The following is a 17946-nucleotide window of genomic DNA, read 5'->3' as shown; positions in this document are numbered from 1 at the left end:
ATTGGAGTCCCCATGCGCCCCGCCCTGCTGCTCTGCGCTACCCTCACCCTCTGTGCCCAGGCGCCGGCCGAGAAGGCGGTCGCCACGGTGCTCGACGACTGGCACCTGGCGGCCTCGCAGGCGGATGAGGTCCGCTATTTCGGGCATCTCGCTGAAGGCGCCGTGTTCCTTGGCACCGATGCCACCGAACGCTGGACCAAGGCTGCCTTCCAGACCTGGGCCCATCCCATCTTCCAGCGCGGCAAGGCCTGGAGCTTCAAGGCCACCCGGCGGGCGGTCACGCTGTCCAAGGACGGCCGCACCGCCTGGTTCGATGAGGATCTGGACACCCCGAACCTGGGGCCGGCCCGTGGCACCGGGGTGGCCACGCAGGAGCAGGATCGCTGGCAGATCCAGCAGTACAACCTCAGCGTCCCGATCCCCAACGCGCTGATGAAGGCGGTACGGGCCCAGATCGAGGGGTTGGCAAAAAAGCCGTGACCCGGGGGCTATGCCCATTAAGATGAGGCATGAACCTCATCCGCTGCCTCCTCCTCTGCCTGGTTGCTGCCCACCTTGGGGCCCAGGCTCCGACCCAGGATCTGCCGCCCGCCTCCGAGCGCCTGCGGGCCGAGGCCTTCCGAACCCACGGGGCCTACGAGGACCTGGCCTGGCTCTGTGACCGCATCGGTCCCCGGCTCTCCGGATCGCCCCAGCTGGACCAGGCCATCGCCTGGGCCCAGGCGCGCCTCAGGGCCGCGGGACTCGTGAACGTTCACGCCGAACCCGTGATGGTGCCCCACTGGGTGCGCGGCCAGGAGTCCGCCGAGTTGCTCCTGCCCACACCCACACGGCTGAACATCCTGGGCCTCGGCGGCAGCGTGGGCACGCCCGAGGGTGGCCTGACTGCGGACGTGGCTGTCGTGGGCTCCTTCGACGAGCTCGACAAACTCGGCGAGTCGGTGAGGGGGAAGATCGTCCTCTTCGACGTGCCCTTCAAGGGCTACGGCCACACGGTGGTCTACCGGCACGACGGCGCCGCCAGGGCCGCGAAATACGGCGCCGCCGCGGCCCTGGTGCGCTCCGTGGGACCGGTGAGCTTGGACACGCCCCACACCGGCGCCATGGACTACGATCCCGCCTTCCCGAAGATTCCCACGGCGGCGGTCACCATCGAGGCCTCCACCCAGATGCGGCGCATGCAGCAGCGCGGGGAGCGCATCCAGATGCGGCTTGTGATGGGCGCCAAGACCCTGCCCGACGCGCCCTCCGCCAACGTGGTGGCCGAGATCCGCGGTTCGGAGAAGCCCCATGAAGTCATCATCCTCAGCGGCCACCTGGACAGCTGGGACGTGGGCCAGGGTGCCCAGGACGATGGCGCCGGCAGCGTCATCGCCATGGAGGCTGCGCGCCTCATCCAGAGCCTGGGCCTGAAACCGCGGCGCACGATCCGGGTGGTGCTCTGGACCAACGAGGAGAACGGCCTTCGGGGCGGCCTGGCCTATCGCGATGCCCACCGGGCGGAGTTCAAGGACATCGTCGCCGCAGTGGAGACCGATTCCGGCAGCGAGCGCATCAAGGCCTTCAGCCTCGAGCTCAGGAAGGCTTCTCCCGAGGCCAAGGCCGCCGCCCTGGCCACCCTGAAGACCTTCGGTCTGGTCCTGGCGCCCCTGGGGCCCGTGGACCTGCGGCTCGGGGGCTCAGGAGCGGACGTGAGTGCCATCGTGGCCGAGGGCGTGCCGGGCATCGGTGTGAGCCATGCGGCCACGCACTACTTCGACATCCACCACACCCACGCCGACACCTTCGACAAGGTCGAGAAAGATGACCTTGCGTACAATGCCGCCGTCCTGGCCTCCTTCGCCTTCGCCCTGGCTCAGTCGGACTGCCGCTTCCGGTAGAAATCTTCTGGTGAGATGAGGCTCCAGGGTTGACTGGCTATAGTCAGTCGATGCCCCCACCCCGCCTCTCCGCCTCGCTACTTGCGCTGTTGCTGGGGTTGCCCTGCTTCACACAAGAGCCCCTGCCACGGTTCGAAACACGCTGGACCGCCGAGGCCTGGCAGCTGCCGGCCCAGGGTGAGCGCAAGATGGGCGTGCTCGGGCTGCAGGTGGATCGCCGCTGGCAATCTGGTGCCTACGCGGGATTCGGCGGCTGGGGCAGCCTGACAGGCGAGCGGGGCGGCTTCATCACCATGGGCATCGGGGGTGGCTGGCGCCTGCCTCTGACCGAGCACCTGGGCGTGGACGCTGGAATCTGGGTGGGCGGGGGCGGCGTGGGCCGGGCCTCCGTGGGCGGAGGCCTCATGGTGCGGGGCCAGGCGGGACTGAGCTGGGAAACCCCGAACGCGACCTGGAACCTGGCCTGGTCCCGGGTGCGCTTTCCCAACGGTGCCATTGACTCCAGCCAACTCGGACTCACTGCGGCGTTCCCTTTTCGCCTGGCGGTGTGGTCGGCCCAGCCCCCGCCTAGCCTGGCCCTGCCGGACCTGGGCCACTTCCGTGATGTGGCCATCCTGTTGACGTCCCAGCGCTACCAGCCCACGGGTTCGGTTCAGGCCCTGGGCGGCGGCCCGGACCGGAATCCCTTGGACTTGGGTGGGATGGAAGTCCGCCTGGGCCTGGGGACCCGGGCCTTCGTGTCCCTAGATGCCTCTGCCGCGGCGCGGGGCAAGGCGGACGGCTACATGGATATGTTCCTCGGCTTGGGCTGCGGGCTGGACCTAGTGGACTCTGGATGGCTTCGCGGCGTGGCAAAGGTCATGGCCGGTGCCGCTGGCGGAGGCAACCTCGACGTAGGCGGTGGCGCCGCCATCAAGGCAAGCTTGGGCCTGGATGCAGTGCTCGGGCGGAATGGCCTGGTGTCGGTGTCGGCCGGCTACATCACGGCGCCTTCCGCCAGTTTCAAGGCCCGAGTGCTGCAGGTCCAAGCGGGCCGGCGCTTCAGCTTCGCAACCCCCTCGGGTTCGACGGCGCCGGCCGGATGGACCTGGTCCTGGACAGGCTGGTCCTTCCGCCCCTCCTTCCTCCGAATGGCGGCGCCCCAGCGGCGCGGCGGGGCCGAGGCCCTGCCCATCGAGCTGGTGGGCTTGCATTTCTCCTACGAGTTGGGCTCCGGTTTCGAGTCGGTGGGGCAGGGCAACTTCGCCACGGCTGGCAAGGCCGGGGGCTTTGCCCAGGGCCTGCTGGGCCTGGCCTGGCGCAGTCCGGCCCTGCTGGGCACAGGTCCGTGCCTGCGGCTCCAGACCATGGTGGGCGAAGCCGGCGGTGGTGGCGTAGAAACCAGCGGCGGTTTTCTGCTGCAATCCACAGCGGGCCTGGAACAGGAGCTGGGCGGAGGCTGGAGCCTGCAGGCCCTGGGTGGTCGCACTCGTGCGCCCAACGGGAAGCTGAACACCTCGCTGCTGGAGGTCGGCCTTGCCTGGCGCTTCAAGGCGCTGACCCTGCATTGATAGGGACCAGCCCGAGGCCTGGAACAGGAGCGTATCCTGATTCATCACCTCGGAGTCAGCATGCTCACCATAGCGATCTTCGCGGTGTTTGTCGGGCTTCCATTCCAAGCGCAGGAACCGGCTCCCAAGCCCACTGAAGCCGCCACACCGACCCAGGTTGCACCTGCGCCAACACCGCCTGCCCCGCCCCAGCCCGCCCCGCCAGCCTCAGCTACAGCCGCTACGGCCCTGGGGCCCCTGCTCGACGAAGGACTCTTGGATCCCAGCTACTTCAAGCTAGACGGGGCCCTGTTCAAGGAGTCCAAGCTCGCCGACTTCTTCTGGGCCAAGCCTGACCTGAATCTGAAGGGCCGAACCCTGAAGGTGAAATGGGAAGAACCCCACTGGCTGAATCAGGACAACGACAAGCTGGATCTGGAAGTGGGTGCCTGGTTCACGAAGCTGATCCCAGAGGAACTCGCCAAGGCCCTGAGTGCCACTCTCGGGGAGAGCACGAGGCTATCCACGGGTGAGAGCGACCTGCTCCTCACGGGGCGCATCGTCCACATCAATGCACGGGGCAGCGGCTGGTCCCTGTCCAAAGAAATGATGTCCTTCGACCTGAAGATCCTGGACGTGAGGAGCGGCGACGTATTGCTGGCACTCCATCACCGCTTCTTTTGCTATGCGGCCGGAATCCGGGGCAAAGGACATGACTTAGAGCCGCGGATCCCAAAATTCGCCAAGGAGTTCGCTGAATTCTGCCAGGCCTCACTGGTGCACTGACCTATCGCTCCGCCACCCGCTGGAATCGGAAGGTCACCCGGCGCTCGAGGGCGCGGCCTTCGGCGGTTTGGCCCAGGCCTTCCGGGCGACTGTCGCCGTGGGCCTCGGAGGTCAGCTGCGCGGGCGGCAGGCCGATACCCGTCAGGTAGCGTTGGGCGGCCATGGCCCGCTGGGAGCTCAGGTCCAGGGCATCGCTGCCCTTGCCCCGCTCGCCCGGGGCCGCATGGCCCTCGCAGACGAGGGTGAAGCCCGGATACCTCAGCGCCAGCTCAGAGAGGCGCGTCAGGATGACATCGCTTCCCGAGGTCAGCGTGCTGCTGCCCTCATCGAAGATCAGGGAACCCCGGAAGCTCACGAAGCGTAGGCGAGTCCCCTTGTCCCTGCCTTCGCTGACCTGCGCGGCGTTGAGAAGCTTCTCCAGGTCCTCGGCCTTGGTGGGGTCCATCCCCTGGGAGCCTGGCAGGATGCCGTCGCCGGACCACTTCACCGGGGCTTTCGGGTCGACCCCGAGGGCTTTCTGTATGGAGGTCACGGCCTGCTGGAGTTTGGTCTGGTCCGCGACAGAGAAGGAGTAGAGCAGTGCGAAGAAGGCCATGAGCTGGACCATCAGGTCCGCGAAGGTAACCAGCCACAGCGACTCCAGGTCCGCCTTGCGGCGGGCGAAGCGCATCGGGGCGAGGTTACCCACGGGCCCGCCGATCCGGGTTCCGCTCCTTGGGCGCCAGGAAGGCATTCAGCTGGGCTTCCAGGGCCGCGGGATGCATCTCCGCCTCGATGCCCAGCACGCCCTCCATCATGATGTGCTTGAGCTGGAGTTCCTCCTTGCTGCGCAGCTCCAATTTCCCGGCGATAGGGATGGCCAGGAGGTAGGCGATGACCGCGCCGTAGAGGGTGGACAGCAGCGTCAGGGCCATGGCCTCGCCAACGCTGGAGGGGTCCTTGATGCTGGCAAACAGCTGCACCATGCCGATGAGGGTGCCCACCATGCCGAAGGAGGGGGCGCTGAGGGCAATGAAACGGAAAATCTCCTGACCTTGAAGGTGCCGGTCCTGGGTGGACCGCAACTCGGCAGCCAGCACCGCGTGAATGTGGTCCCGACCAGCCTGATCCACCACCATGCGGAGGCCCTTGGCCAGGAAGCCCTCCACGTCCATGGCCTTTTCCATGTTCAATAGCCCTTCGCGCCGCGCCCGCTGGGACAGGCCCACGATCTGAGCCACGAGGGCCTGGGTGCCTGGCGGCCGGGTGAAGAAGGCACGGCTGGCAATGGAGAAGGCGTAGCTCACGTGCTCCAGAGGGAAGCGGATCATCGTCGCCGCGATCACGCCGCCTACCACCACCACAGTGCTGGCCGGATGGAAGAAAATCCGCGGATTGGGCCCGAGCCCGATGGCCACCGCCAGCAGGAGCACGCCCAGCAACACACCCAGGAAACTGCCACGATCCATGGAACTACCCTCGGGGGACTCATCGGCAGAGAGTGCCCCATGGCCCAGAAATGGCAAAGTCCATGCCCTGGGTTAGATTCCCGGCGGGAACCCCAGGGCCAGCCGGACCCGGGCGATGTCCGGCGCCACGGAGCCATCGGCCCGGCGGATGAGGATCGGGGCCTCGACCTCGGGACATCCGGCCCGTGCCTCGAAGTCCTCCGGCAGGTCTTGGCGCCGGGCGGCAGCGAACACGTCCAGGCCGTAGGGCTCGCCCGCCTTGAAGACGATTTCGCGACGATGAAGGCAGAGCAGCCCGGCCTCCCGCAGCGCCGCCAGGGCCCGCTCCCGCTGGTCATTGGGGAACACGCAGGCGAAGACCCCGCCCGGGGCCAGTAGGCGCGCCGCAGCCTGGGCGTAGTCGGCGATGCCGCCCCGCACCTCGAGGCGGGCCGGCACGGACTGGGCATGGGCGGCCGGCAGCCGGTGGCCCTCCGGCCAGTAGGGCGGCGTGCCCGTGATCAGGTCGAAGGGGGCCTGGTCGCTGAACAGGTCCGGATCGCGCAGGTCACCCAGCCGGGGGAAGATGCGGTGTTCCTGGCCGTTGGTGCGGAGGCTCTTCTTTGCCAGGCGCAGGCTCTCCTCCTGGGCCTCCACCGTGTGCACCACGGCACCGGGACAACGCCACGCCGCCAGCAGTGCCACGCTGCCGATGCCCGAGCCCAGGTCCGCGATGCGCTCGGCGCGGGGGCACCAGGTGGTGCCGTACCAGGCGGTCACGAGGTCATCCGTACTGAAGCGGTTGCCCTTCTCCAGCTGGAAGATGCGCCAGTGGCCGCAGAGGCCGTCCAGCGTCTCGCCCGACTCCAGATCCACCCCACCCGGTGGGACGGGACCGGGGCGCGTCCAGCCCTTGAAGCTGGGTCCATCGCTGGGGGCAGTTCGGCGGGTCATCCTTCGAGTGTGGGATAAACCGCCTGGATCCTAAAGGGAACCTGCGCGACACTCACACATGGCTGTGTCTGGGAAGGCCCCGGAACCCGTCCTCCGCGAGGGGGCAGGGTCGGCTTGCGGCGACGAGGTCTGCCTGACCCTGGAAGGGGCCTTCGACCGGGTCAAGGCGGCCTTTCTCCAGCACCATCCCAACGGCGACGTCGCCCTGCTCCACCGGGCCTTCACCGTGGGCCGGGACATGCACGCCACCCAGATCCGCAAGAGTGGGGAGCCTTACTTCTTCCACCCCCTGGCCGTGGCCCAGAGTCTGGCCGACTGGCGCCTGGACGCCGTGAGCGTGGCCTGCGGCATGCTGCACGATGTGGTCGAAGACACCCTCATGACCCAGGTGCAGGTGAAGGCCCAGTTTGGAGAGGAGATCTCCGAGATCGTGGACGGCCTCACCAAGATGAGCAAGCTGGCCTTCACGGACCGGCACCTGCTCAACGCCGAGAATGTCCGCAAGCTCCTGGTGGCCATGGGCAAGGACGTGCGGGTGCTCCTCGTGAAGCTGGCGGACCGCCTGCATAACATGAAGACCCTGGGCGTCATGGAGGAGGAGAAGCGGCGGCGCATCTCCCGCGAGACCCTGGAGCTCTACGCCCCCCTCGCCAACCGCCTGGGCATGGGCCTGGTCCGGCTGGAGCTGGAGGACCTGGCCTTCCGCCAGCTCGAACCCGAGCAGTACGGCGACCTGTTGCGGGCGGTGGAAGGGCGGCGGGCCAAGCAGTCGGCCACCATCCAGGAGATCCACGGGTCGCTGCAGGCCATCCTGCGGCAGCAGGGCATCGCGGCCCAGGTCAATGGTCGCATCAAGCACCTCTATGGCATCTGGAAGAAGATGGGCGCCCAGGCCAAGGGCTTCGACGACATCCACGACTGGCTGGCCTACCGCATCATCTGCCCCGACCGCGCCAGCTGCTACACGGCCCTGGGCTTGGTGCACGGCCTCTACAAGCCCGTCCCCGGCAAGTTCAAGGACTACATCAGCCTCCCCAAGGAGAACGGCTACCAGAGCATCCACACCAGCGTGCTCATGAACTCCGGCGACATCTTCGAGGTGCAGATCCGCACCGAGGAGATGCACCTGCACGCCGAGGCGGGCATCGCCAGCCACTGGACCTACAAGGACGGCCGCATCGCCAACCGCTCCGAGATCAACCAGGTGTCCTTCCTCCGCAAGATGGTGGAGCTGCACCAGGACGCCCAGGACAGCCGCGACCTGGTGGCCAACCTGCGTGGCGAGCTGACCTTCAACCGCATCCAGGTGTTCACGCCCAAGGGCGACCTCCGCAGCCTGGTCGAGAACAGCACGCCAGTGGACTTTGCCTACGCCATCCACACACAGGTGGGCCACCGCTGCGTGGGCGCCAAGGTGAACGGTCGCATCGTGCCGCTCAAGCACACGCTCCAGAACGGCGACCGGGTGGAGATCCTCACCCGGCCTGACCACAAGCCCAGCCGCGACTGGCTCGGGTTCGTGAAGTCGGCGGGTGCCAAGAGTCGCATCCAGGCCTTCATCCGCGAAGAGGAACGGGCCCATGCCATCACCCTAGGCAAGGAGCGCCTCGAGCGGGAGGCCCGCGCCATGGGCGTGCGCCTGGACGAGCCCGAGGCCCAGGCCAAGCTCGAGGCCCGCATCGCCGAGCTGAAGTTGGCCAACTGGGATGCGGTCTACGCCGCCCTGGGCTTCGGCCGCATCACGGTGCACAAGCTCATCGAGCCCCTGGTGCCGGAGCCCGAGCGGGCCAAGCCCAAGGAGAACACCTCCAACCTCATGGACTCGGTGGTGGTGGGCGACACCACGGGCATCCTCTACACCCTGGCCGCCTGCTGCAAGCCCATCTGGGGGGACGAGGTGGTGGGCTACATCACCCGCTCCCGGGGCACGGCCATCCACAAGGCGGACTGCGCCCAACTGAACACCGGCACCCTGCATCCCGAGCGCCGGGTCAACGTGGCCTGGGGCAAGCACGGCACCGAGCTCTATGACACCGAGATCACCCTCACCACCGAGGACCGGCCCGGCATGGTGGCGGCCATCTCCGAAGGCATCCAGCGCATGGGCATCAACGTCCAGCGCTTCCACGGCTCGGCGACGGAGGAGGGTGCCGGCCTCTTCCACATCGCCCTGCGCGTACGGGACCGGGCCCACCTCGTGGAGCTGATGTCCGGCCTGCGCCGCATCCGCGGCGTCTACACCGTGGAGCGCGTGAAGGGGTCGGTGTTCGGGAAGGTGAAATGACTGCCCAGGAGGGGAAAGCCCCGACCTGGCGCCCCCCGGATACCGCGCCGCCCGTGCCCTGGTCCCGCATCGCCGAGAGCCTGCGGGTCCCGCAGCTCGGCACGGATCCCCACAAGCTGAGCCCCCGCATCCCCGAAGATCCACGGCGGGCGGCGGTGGGGGTGATCCTGTGGGGCGACGCCGAGGGCGCCCGCAAGCTGGTATTGGTTCAGCGCGGCTTCGGCGCCCCCCACCATCCAGGCGAGGTCGCGTTCCCCGGGGGCATGGTGGAGCCCAGGGACCGGGATCTGCCGGGCACAGCACGCCGGGAGGTGGCCGAAGAACTCGATGTGAGGGAGGGCCTCTGGGAGCTGGGCTGCTTCCCGGATGGCGTCGCCAAGGCCCGGGTGCGGTTCACGCCGGTGTTCTTCCGCTGGGAGGCGCCCGAGCCCCGCTTCCGCCTGGACCGGGAACTCGAGCAGGTGCTCCTGCTCCCCCTGGCGCCGCTCCTGGCGGCCCCCTGGACCCACGAGCGCTTCGAGCGCCACGGCCTGTCCCTGGAAGTTCCCCGCCTGGAACTGCCCCAGGCGCCGCTCTGGGGTGCCACGGCTTTCGTCCTCAAGGCCTGGCTGGACGTGCTGGCCGGTGTCCCGGACCGGACGGCTGGCCCCAAATAGGCTGGCGTCCCTCCCCAACTGGGTTCACCCTGGGTCCTGTTTCCATGCCCTCTGCCCGAAAGGAGTCCCCGATGCGTTTGCTGCGTTCCCTCGCCCTCGGTGCCATGCTCGCCGCGATCCCCCTTGCCCTCACCCTGGGCTGTGACCGGAAATCCGGAGCGGAGGCCGAGACCAAGGATCTGGTCAAGAAGGTGACCGAGGCGGAAAAGGCCGAGAGCCAGGCCCAGGGCGTCGCCAAGGCCCAGTCCGAGGCCATGGCCAAGGCCGGGGTCCAGCCTGGCGCCAGCGTCCAGCTCAGCGAGGCCCAGCGGTCGCTGCTCGAGACCCGGGTCAAGGCGGAGAAGGACAACGGCGTCGCCGCCCTGCTCCAGGAGATCTTGGACCGGGACAAACAGATCGGCGAGCTGAACGCCAAGGTCGCCAAGCTGCGGGCCGACCTGCCCAAGCCCCAGGTGGCTGGCGAGAAGGACAACCACTTCGCCATGGCCGTGCGCTACCTGAAGGGCCGCGGGCTTGGCGAGGACAAGGCCAAGGAGGTGGCCGCTCGCGCCAACCTGATGGAGGAGCTGCAGCCGGGCTGGCAGGTCTACCACCAGTACGTGGATGGCACCTACCTCACCACCGTCACCCAGGGCAAGGCCACGGTCAGCCCTTCCGAATACGTCCGCACCCAGCGGGCGGCCCTGGTGCGCGACAAGGAGGACACCATGCTCATCGCCCACGGCCTCGCCGACGAGGTGGAGAGCCTGGTGGCCCAGCGGGTGAAGGTGCAGGAGGAGGTCGATGCGCTTCGCTCGGAGAAGACCACGCTGATGTCCCAGGTGAATGAGCTCAGCACCCTGAGCCAGACCCAGAAGTCGAAGCTCAACTCGATGCACTACCTGGTGGGCCGACGGAAGCAGCTGGAGGAGGACGGCGTCATCGTGGTGCCCGTCTTCGCCAAGGATCGCATGGGCCCCAAGGCCGTGGCCGCGAAGTTCGACAAGGACCTCGCCCTGGATGGCCCCAATCCCGAGGTCACCATCAAGGCCGCTGACCTGGGCCTGAAGACCCTCAGCAAGGTGAGCGTCATCCCCGGGTCCCTGGAGAAGGACCGCCACTACGCCGTGGTGATCTCCGAGGACCGCACCAGCGCCAGGGTCCGCATCCTGGATGCCGAGCGCCTCCGCAATGACCGCGTGGTCTTCGCGGTCACGGACTGAACCCTCTCGGAAAACCAGAGCGCCCGGTCCGCCGGGCGCTCTGGATGTAAGGGCCGGTCGCTACTTCTTCTTGGTTTTGACGGTTCCGTCCTTCTCGAGGTACTTGTCCGGGTCCTTCTGCATGGCCGCGCCGCAGTGCTTGCTGCACACGCGGTATTCCTGGCCGCGCACCACTGCTGTGGTGGCCTTGGCGTCCACGGTCATGTTGCAGACGGGATCGATGGTGTTGGTGGCGGGCTTCGCCTTCTCAGCCGCCGGTGCGGCCAGCAGGGCGAGGGAGAGGAACGCGGTGTGCAGCATGGGGCCTCCTGGAGGTCTCCAGTGTAGCCGACCGGCCTGCGACCGTTTGTCGCAGGCCAGTCGGGTGGCCCTTCTGGCGGCCACCTCCCGTCCAGGGGTGCTTTCCACCTCAGGCTTAGGCCGAAGCCTGAGTAGCTCCCGGAAGGGAGCGCCGCTTCCATAGGAAATAGATCGCGGGATACACCAGCAGCTCCAGCAGGAAGCTGGTGGCCAGGCCGCCCACCATGGGCGCCGCGATGCGCTTCATGACGTCAGCACCGGTGCCGGTGCTCCACATGATGGGCAGCAGGCCCATGAAGGCGGCAAAGACGGTCATGGCCTTGGGCCGCACGCGCTTCACGGCCCCGTGGATGATGGCCTCCACCAGGTCGCCTTCAGTGTTCAGGCGGCCCTCCTTCTGGGCCTCGTCATGGCTGAGGTCCAGGAAGAGCAGCATGAAGACACCAGTCTCGGCATCGAGGCCCATGAGGGCGATGAGACCCACCCACACGGCGATGCTCATGTTGTAGCCCAGGGCCCAGAGCAGCCAGAAGGCGCCGATGGCGCTGAAGGGCACCGCCAGCATCACCACGGAGGCCTTGAAGGCGCTCTTGGTGTTTGCGTAGAGCAGGCCGAAGATGAGCACCAGCGTGATGGGCAGGATGACCTTCAGCCGCTCCTTCACGCGGATCATGTTCTCGTACTGGCCCGACCAGGTGAGGCTGTAGCCAGCGGGCAGCTTCAGGTCCTTCTCCACGGCGGCCTTGGCGTGCTGCACGTAGGTGCCCACGTCGATCTTCGACGTGTCGAAGTCCACCAGCACGTAGCCGTTCATCTGGCCGTTCTCGTCCCGGATCATGGCCGGCCCGTTCACCCACTTCAGGTCCGCGATGGCCTCCATGGGGATCAGGGCGCCGCCCGGCGCGGGGATAAGCACCCGCCTCAGGGCGTCGGGGCTCTCCCGGTAGTCGCGGGCGTAGCGGACGTTCACGGGGTACCGGGCCCGCCCGTCGAAGACCGTGCTCTGGTTGTCGCCCCCGATGGCCGTCATCACCAGCATGTTGGCCTGCTCCACGCTGAGGCCGTAGCGGGCCAGTGCCTCCCGCTTCAGCACGAAATCCAGAAAGTAGCCCTGGGCCGTGCGCTCGGCGAAGGCGCTGCGGGTGCCCACCACGCCCTGGAGGATGCGCTCGGCGTCCACGGCCACCTTCTGGATGGTCTCCAGGTCGGCTCCGTTGATCTTGAGGCCCACGGGCGTGCGGATGCCGGTGCTGAGCATGTCCAGCCGGGCCTTGATGGGCATGGTCCAGGCGTTGGGGATGGCCGGGAGGCGCACCACCCGGTCCAGGTCCGCGACGATGTCCTCCTGGGTGATGCGGTCCCGCCACAGGGGGCGCAGGATACCTTTTAGGAAGTCCGGAGCCCAGGAACTGTACCAGCGGGGCTGCTCGCGCCACTGGTCCTCGGGCTTGAGGACGATCACGGTCTCCATCATGGAGAAGGGCGCCGGGTCCGTGGCCGTGTCGGCCCGGCCCGCCTTGCCGAAGACGCGGGCCACCTCGGGCACGGTTCGGATCAGGCGGTCCTGCACCTGGAGGATGCGCTGGGCCTCGGTCTGGCTGAGGCCTGGCAGGGTCGAGGGCATGTAGAGCAGGGTCCCCTCGTTCAGGGGCGGCATGAACTCGCTGCCGAGCGCGACGAAAGCCGGGATGGTGCCCAACACCAAGAGGAAGGCAAAGGCGATGGTGGCCTTGGCGTGCCGCACCACGAAGCGGCAGGGCCTTTCGTAGATCCGGTGCAGGAAGACGCTGATGGGATGCTTTTCCTCGGCGTAGTACTTGCCGACGACCACCTGGGTGGCGGTCCAGGCCAGCCACCTCGGCTTGAAGCTGAAGGGCTCCACCCGGGCGAAGCACATGCGCATGGCAGGATCCAGGGTCAGCGCCAGCAGCGCGGCGATGCCCATGGCCAGGTTCTTGGAATAGGCCAGCGGCTTGAAGAGCCGGCCCTCCTGGTCCAGCAGGGTGAAGATGGGCATGAAGCTCACCGCCACCACCAGCAGGGAGAAGAACACCGAGGGGCCGACCTCCATCAAGGCTTCCAACCGAACCTGGTAGAAGCTTCCTGGCTTCCCGGCCTCGATCCATTTCTCGATCTTCTTGTATGCGTTCTCCACCTCGACGATGGCGCCGTCCACGAGCACGCCGATGGAGATGGCGATGCCCGCCAGGCTCATGAGGTTCGCGTTCTGGCCGATGCCGTAGAGCGGGATGAAGGCTAGGCCCACGCTCACGGGGATCGTCACGATGGGCACGATGGCCGAGGGCACGTGCCAGAGGAAAATCAGGATGATGATCGAGACCACGACCATCTCCTCGATGAGCTTGTGCTTCACGGTCTCGATGGCCTTGTGGATCAGCTCGGAGCGGTCGTAGACGGTGACCACCTCCACGCCCGCCGGCAGGCCCAGCTTTAACTCGTTGAGCTTCGCCTTGACCCGCTCGATCACGTTCAGGGCGTTCTCGCCCTGGCGCATGACCACGATGCCGCTCACGGCGTCGCCCTGGCCGTCCAGGTCCGTGAGGCCCCGCCGCATCTCGGGGCCCAGGCTCACGGTGGCCACGTCGCCCAGCCGCACGGGGGTGCCGTTCTCCGCCTTGAGCACCGCCTGCTCCAGGTCCTGGGCGGTCTTCACGTAGCCCCGTCCCCGCACCATGTACTCGCGTCCGCTGTATTCCACCAAGCGGCCGCCCGCTTCCGAGTTGGCCGCCTTGACTGCCCCGATGACGGATTCGATGGGCACCCGGTAGGCGGCCATCTTGTTGGGGTTGAGCGCCACCTGGAACTGCTTGGCCTGGCCGCCCACGGTGGCCACCTCGGCCACGCCGGGCGTGCTCTGGATGGCGTAGCGCAGGAACCAGTCCTGCAGGGACCGCAGCTCATCCGTGCTGTGCTTGCCCGTGCGATCCACCAGGGCGTACTGATACACCCAGCCCACGGAGCTGGCGTCGGGCCCCAGCGAAGTCTGCACGCCGGCTGGCAGGGTGGAGGTGATCTTGCTGAGGTATTCCAGCGTCCGGCTGCGGGCCCAGTAGATGTCCGTGCCGTCCTCGAAGATCACATAGACGTAGGAGAAGCCGAAGTCCGAGAGGCCGCGCACGGCCTTCACCTTGGGGGCGCCGAGCAGACTCGTGACGATGGGGTAGGTGACCTGGTCCTCCACCAAGTCCGGGCTGCGGTCCCACTTGGAGTAGATGATCACCTGCGTGTCGCTGAGGTCCGGCAGGGCGTCCATGGGGATGTTCCGCATGGTCCAGAAGGACATGGCGATCAGCACCGCCGAGGCGGCCATGACCAGCCAGCGGTTCTCCGCCGAGAAGCGGATGATCCGCTGGAGGAAGGTCGGGTGCTCGGGGTCGTAGTGCGCGTGTCCGCTCATGCCGGCCCCCTAGTGCCTGTGCTCAGAAGGCACGGGATTCGAATCCCCCTTCTGACTCATCTGGGCCAGGACGGCCTTGAGGCGGGACTCAGAGTCCACCAGGAAGTTGGCGCGGACCACCACGGCGTCGCCGGCCTGCAGGCCCGACCGGATCTCCACCTTTTCGCCAATGGTGGTGCCGGTGGTCACTTCCCGAGGCTCGAACTTGCCCTCGCCCAGGGCCACGAAGACCACCTTGGCGGTGCCGGCATCCAGCACCGCGTCCAGGGGCACGACCAGACCCTTGCGGCCCGGCCCCTTGAGCAGTACATCACCGAACATCTCGGGCTTGAGCTCACCGGCCGGATTGGCAAACTCCACGCGGGCCTTGGCCGTGCGGGTCTTGGGATCCATGACCGGGTCCACGAACACGATCCGCCCCTTGAAGGTCTTGCCGGGCGAGGCCTCGACCATCAGGTCGGCGGGCAGGCCCACCTTGGCGCGGGCCAGCTCCGCCTCGTAGATGTCCACCAGCACCCAGACGCGGCTGAGGTCCGTGATCTCGAAGGGGATGTCTGCGGGAGTGATGCGGGCGCCCTCCGCCACGTTCTTCACCGTCACCACCCCGGAGATGGGGCTGCGCAGCGTGAGGGAGCGCAGCACCTCCCCGGTCTTCTCCAGGTTCTCAATGGCCTCCTTGGGCACATCCCACAGCGACAGCCGGCGCCGCGCGGCCTCCAGCAGATCGCCCCCACTGACCTGCAGCGTCCCGCCGGCCAGGGCCTTCTGGGTCTTAAGCGCCAGCAGGTACTCCCGCTGGGCGGCGACAAACTCGGGGCTGTAGAAGCTGAACAGGGGCTGGCCCTTGGCCACGGGCTTGCCGACGAAGTCCACGAACAGGTTCTCGACGAAGCCCTCCACCTTCACGGTCACCTTGCGGACCCGGGTCTCGTCCACCGCCACCCGGCCCAGGGCGCGGAGCTCCCCGCTCACGGCGGCCTCGGCCACAATCTCGGTGCGCAGGCCGATGAGCTGCTGACGGGCAGGGTCGATGGTGATGGCCGCGTGGCCCTCGACGGCCGAGCCGCTGGCGCCCACCTCCTCCATGGGCACCAGGTCCATGCCGCAGATGGGGCAGGAACCCGGGTGGTCCTGGATGATCTGCAGGTGCATGGGGCACTGGAACATCTGCTTCTTGGGCGCGGCAGCGGCAGCCTCATGGTCGGGCTTTGGCGCCGGCCGCAGCAGCAGGGTGCCGCCGATGCCGGCGATGAGACCCAAGGCAACGAGGCCGAGGGTGCGGAGGCGCGCAGGACGCGGAGGCGTTGGCTGCTCAAAAGGGGGCTGGTCGAGGGTCATGGGTAAGCTCCTACATCTTCATGGAGGCGGGGCCGCTGTCCTGGGCCTTGCCCTGAACCTTGGCAGTGGATTTCGAGGCGGCCGGCGCAGCGGCGCCGGAGGAGAGGCCCACTGAGGCCAGGGAGCCGCCATTGATGGGAACCGTGGGGCCGAGGGCGGCCTCCCGCAGGGCGATGTGCTGGGCCTGCAACTGAGCCAGGGTCTGCAGGTGGGCGCCCTGGTCGCCGATCCAGCCGTTGAGGGCCTCCAGGGCGCTGAGGAAGGCGCCACGGCCCGCTTCCACCTGGGCCATGGCCGCCCGGAAGCTGGCCTCGCTCTGCACCAGCAGGCCATCGCGGTAGAGGTCGCGGGTGCGACGCAGCAGCTGGATCTGCAGGGTCCGCTCCTCGGTGCGGAGGCGCAGCAGGGTGCGCACCGATTCCACCTCGGCGCCCTGCCCTTGCCGGTGGTGCTCGTGCTCGGCCACCGCGCGCTGTTGCTTGTGGCGCCCATAGATCGGTAGCGAGATGCTCACGCCCACCTGCCACATGGGATCCAGGCCGCCTCGGGGCATGAGCCCGGCGGTGACCGCGAAGTCCGGGCGCCGGTCCAGCCGCGCCAGGTCCAGCAGCTTCTCGGTCTGCTTGACGCCGGCCCGCCCGCCCGCCAGCTCGGGGCTCAGGCCCTCGATGGCCTCGGGCGTCGGGAGCTCGGGATCCGGCAGGTCCCCGAGCTGCGCCGTGGTGGGGATGGGATCGGTGGGATCGTGCTGCCGCAGGCGGTTGAGCCCCGCGAGAACGGTCTTCTCCTCGGTGTCCATGCTCCAGACCGACTGCTGGAGCCGCGTGCGCTCCAGCTGGGCGCGGAGCAGGTCCACCTGGCTGCCCTGCCCCACCTCGTAGCGCGTGCGGACCAGCTGTTCCGCCTGCTCGAGGAGCACGGCCTGCTGGTCGAGGAGCCGCTTCTGGCCGCGGATCAATAGCAGAGCCGCATAGCCGCGGCGCACATCGGACTCCAGCCCAAGCTGGACGCGGGAGCGGGTGGCTTCGGACAAGGCCACGCCGATGGCGGCGACCTCCTTGCGCAGGCCACGCTTCCTGGGCCAGGGCAGTGGCTGGGTGAAGGCCACGCTGTAGAAGCTGGTCTCCATGCGGCCCACCTCCAGGCGCTTGAAGCCGTCGTTCTGGAGACCCAGCGATAGGCTCGGATCGGGCAGGACGCCGGCCTGGGGAACGCGCTCCTGCTCCATCCGCAGGGAGGCGTCTGCCCGCTGCACATCGGGATGGACCGCGAGCGCCTCGCGCAGGAGGGCCGCCAGGACGGGATCGGGGGTCGGGGATTCAGCAGGGGGGACCTGGGCCAGGCCCGGTGCGGCGAGCACCAGGGCCGGAACCAGGCGCAGCAGCGTGCGCATGGGAGCTCCGGAAGCAGAGAGAACGGGCCTGTCCACGGACAGGCAGGGCTTCGCTCAGCTCCCGATCAGATCCGGAAGGTCTGCAGTCGGGCCAAGTGCCGGACCAGGTCGGGGTCGCGCCCACGGGCAGGCGCCGGGATACCCTCGGAGGTCAGTGTCTGGCTGGCACGCGTCCACGCCGCCGGTTCCGGCCGCGCTTCGGAGCGGGGCTCGGCCTGCGTGCGGCGCACGGCCACCGTGGCGACGACCGTTCCGCGTTCGCTGCAGAGGGAGCGCGAGGGACCCCGGTTGCCTTCCGGCTTCGGGCAGGGGCAGCTGTCCTCGACGCCGCTGGGCATGCCGCAGCAACAGGAGTGGTGCGCCTGTGCCGGCGCCCAGTCCCCCGCCCCGCCGCCCAGGAGCAGCACGACGGCAAGGATGGCGCGCAGGATCGACCGCACGGAGGAACCTCTGGATGCCTCCCATCATAGGCCCGCCACCCCTGTGGCAACACGGAACCCTTGACCGGGGTCACAGGGGAGGCCGGCTGTGGTCCTCCAAAAAGCAGGTGGGACGGCCGTCGGCGCTAGGATGGAGTAATGGGCACGGTTGAAACGGCAGAGGTTGTGATCATCGGAGGCGGCATCGCGGGACTCGGCCTCGCCTGCCACCTGGCCGGGGCCGGCCAGCCGGGGATCGTGCTCCTGGACCGCGAGGATCAGCCCGGCACCTATGCCAGCGGCCACAACGCCGCCGTGGCCCGTGCCCTCACGGGGCGGGACGAGCACACGGCCCTGGCC

At 68.2% G+C, this 17946-nt stretch carries 15 protein-coding genes; 8 read left to right on the top strand and 7 right to left on the bottom strand.

What is annotated here, in order from left to right:
- Positions 1–12 precede the first annotated feature (12 nt).
- From WAS25_RS08220 to WAS25_RS08205, 4 genes are read left to right on the top strand one after another with little or no spacing between them, the layout of a single operon-like run.
- Positions 13–480 (top strand): nuclear transport factor 2 family protein, encoded by a 468-nt coding sequence (locus WAS25_RS08220; protein WP_422311039.1) that lies wholly within the window; start codon positions 13–15, stop codon positions 478–480.
- Between the two features lie 29 nt (positions 481–509).
- Positions 510–1880 (top strand): M20/M25/M40 family metallo-hydrolase, encoded by a 1371-nt coding sequence (locus tag WAS25_RS08215; RefSeq protein ID WP_422311038.1) that lies wholly within the window; start codon positions 510–512, stop codon positions 1878–1880.
- 50 nt (positions 1881–1930) lie between these two features.
- Positions 1931–3430: a hypothetical protein gene (locus WAS25_RS08210; protein WP_422311037.1), complete on the top strand. Its 1500-nt coding sequence runs from the start codon at positions 1931–1933 to the stop codon at positions 3428–3430.
- A 60-nt stretch (positions 3431–3490) separates the two neighbouring features.
- On the top strand, positions 3491–4195 hold the full coding sequence (locus tag WAS25_RS08205) for a hypothetical protein (RefSeq protein WP_422311036.1): 705 nt from the start codon (positions 3491–3493) through the stop codon (positions 4193–4195).
- A gap of 1 nt (position 4196) precedes the next feature.
- Here WAS25_RS08205 and WAS25_RS08200 read toward each other — a convergent pair whose 3' ends face one another.
- The 3 genes from WAS25_RS08200 to WAS25_RS08190 all read right to left on the bottom strand — a co-directional run bounded on the left by WAS25_RS08200 (position 4197) and on the right by WAS25_RS08190 (position 6576).
- Positions 4197–4883 carry an OmpA/MotB family protein gene (locus WAS25_RS08200; RefSeq protein WP_422311035.1) on the bottom strand — a complete coding sequence of 229 codons (687 nt, stop codon included), beginning with the start codon at positions 4881–4883 and terminating at the stop codon, positions 4197–4199.
- Entirely contained in the window at positions 4876–5643 is a 768-nt protein-coding gene (locus WAS25_RS08195) for a motility protein A (RefSeq protein WP_422311034.1), read from the bottom strand. Before WAS25_RS08195 ends, WAS25_RS08200 begins: the two co-directional genes overlap by 8 nt.
- A gap of 72 nt (positions 5644–5715) precedes the next feature.
- Complete coding sequence (locus tag WAS25_RS08190; RefSeq protein ID WP_422311033.1) at positions 5716–6576, bottom strand: tRNA1(Val) (adenine(37)-N6)-methyltransferase; 861 nt, start codon at positions 6574–6576, stop codon at positions 5716–5718.
- Positions 6577–6634: 58 nt separating this feature from the next.
- On the opposite strand from WAS25_RS08190, the gene WAS25_RS08185 reads away from it, so the two are divergent.
- The 3 genes from WAS25_RS08185 to WAS25_RS08175 all read left to right on the top strand — a co-directional run bounded on the left by WAS25_RS08185 (position 6635) and on the right by WAS25_RS08175 (position 10718).
- Complete coding sequence (locus WAS25_RS08185) at positions 6635–8860, top strand: RelA/SpoT family protein (protein WP_422311032.1); 2226 nt, start codon at positions 6635–6637, stop codon at positions 8858–8860.
- Complete coding sequence (locus WAS25_RS08180; RefSeq protein WP_422311031.1) at positions 8857–9516, top strand: NUDIX domain-containing protein; 660 nt, start codon at positions 8857–8859, stop codon at positions 9514–9516. The genes WAS25_RS08185 and WAS25_RS08180 overlap by 4 nt, the downstream gene beginning before the upstream one ends.
- A gap of 71 nt (positions 9517–9587) precedes the next feature.
- Positions 9588–10718 carry a hypothetical protein gene (locus tag WAS25_RS08175; RefSeq protein WP_422311030.1) on the top strand — a complete coding sequence of 377 codons (1131 nt, stop codon included), beginning with the start codon at positions 9588–9590 and terminating at the stop codon, positions 10716–10718.
- A 60-nt stretch (positions 10719–10778) separates the two neighbouring features.
- On the opposite strand, the gene WAS25_RS08170 is transcribed toward WAS25_RS08175, so the two are convergent.
- The 4 genes from WAS25_RS08170 to WAS25_RS08155 form a co-directional block, all read right to left on the bottom strand.
- The gene (locus tag WAS25_RS08170; RefSeq protein WP_422311029.1) at positions 10779–11018 is read right to left on the bottom strand and encodes a hypothetical protein; all 240 of its coding nucleotides are present in this window, start codon (positions 11016–11018) and stop codon (positions 10779–10781) included.
- Positions 11019–11133: 115 nt separating this feature from the next.
- Positions 11134–14436 carry an efflux RND transporter permease subunit gene (locus WAS25_RS08165; protein ID WP_422311028.1) on the bottom strand — a complete coding sequence of 1101 codons (3303 nt, stop codon included), beginning with the start codon at positions 14434–14436 and terminating at the stop codon, positions 11134–11136.
- A gap of 9 nt (positions 14437–14445) precedes the next feature.
- Complete coding sequence (locus tag WAS25_RS08160) at positions 14446–15774, bottom strand: efflux RND transporter periplasmic adaptor subunit (protein ID WP_422311027.1); 1329 nt, start codon at positions 15772–15774, stop codon at positions 14446–14448.
- Between the two features lie 10 nt (positions 15775–15784).
- A complete protein-coding gene (locus tag WAS25_RS08155; RefSeq protein ID WP_422311026.1) occupies positions 15785–17167 on the bottom strand; it encodes a TolC family protein in 1383 nt (460 codons plus the stop codon).
- A gap of 578 nt (positions 17168–17745) precedes the next feature.
- Between WAS25_RS08155 and WAS25_RS08150 the strand changes: the two genes are divergently transcribed.
- The coding region (locus WAS25_RS08150; protein WP_422311025.1) for an FAD-dependent oxidoreductase at positions 17746–17946 on the top strand (201 nt) is incomplete at its 3' end.

This window comes from Geothrix sp. (assembly GCF_049292215.1).
GTDB lineage: Bacteria > Acidobacteriota > Holophagae > Holophagales > Holophagaceae > Geothrix.
This window is presented reverse-complemented; position numbering and strand designations above follow the sequence as displayed.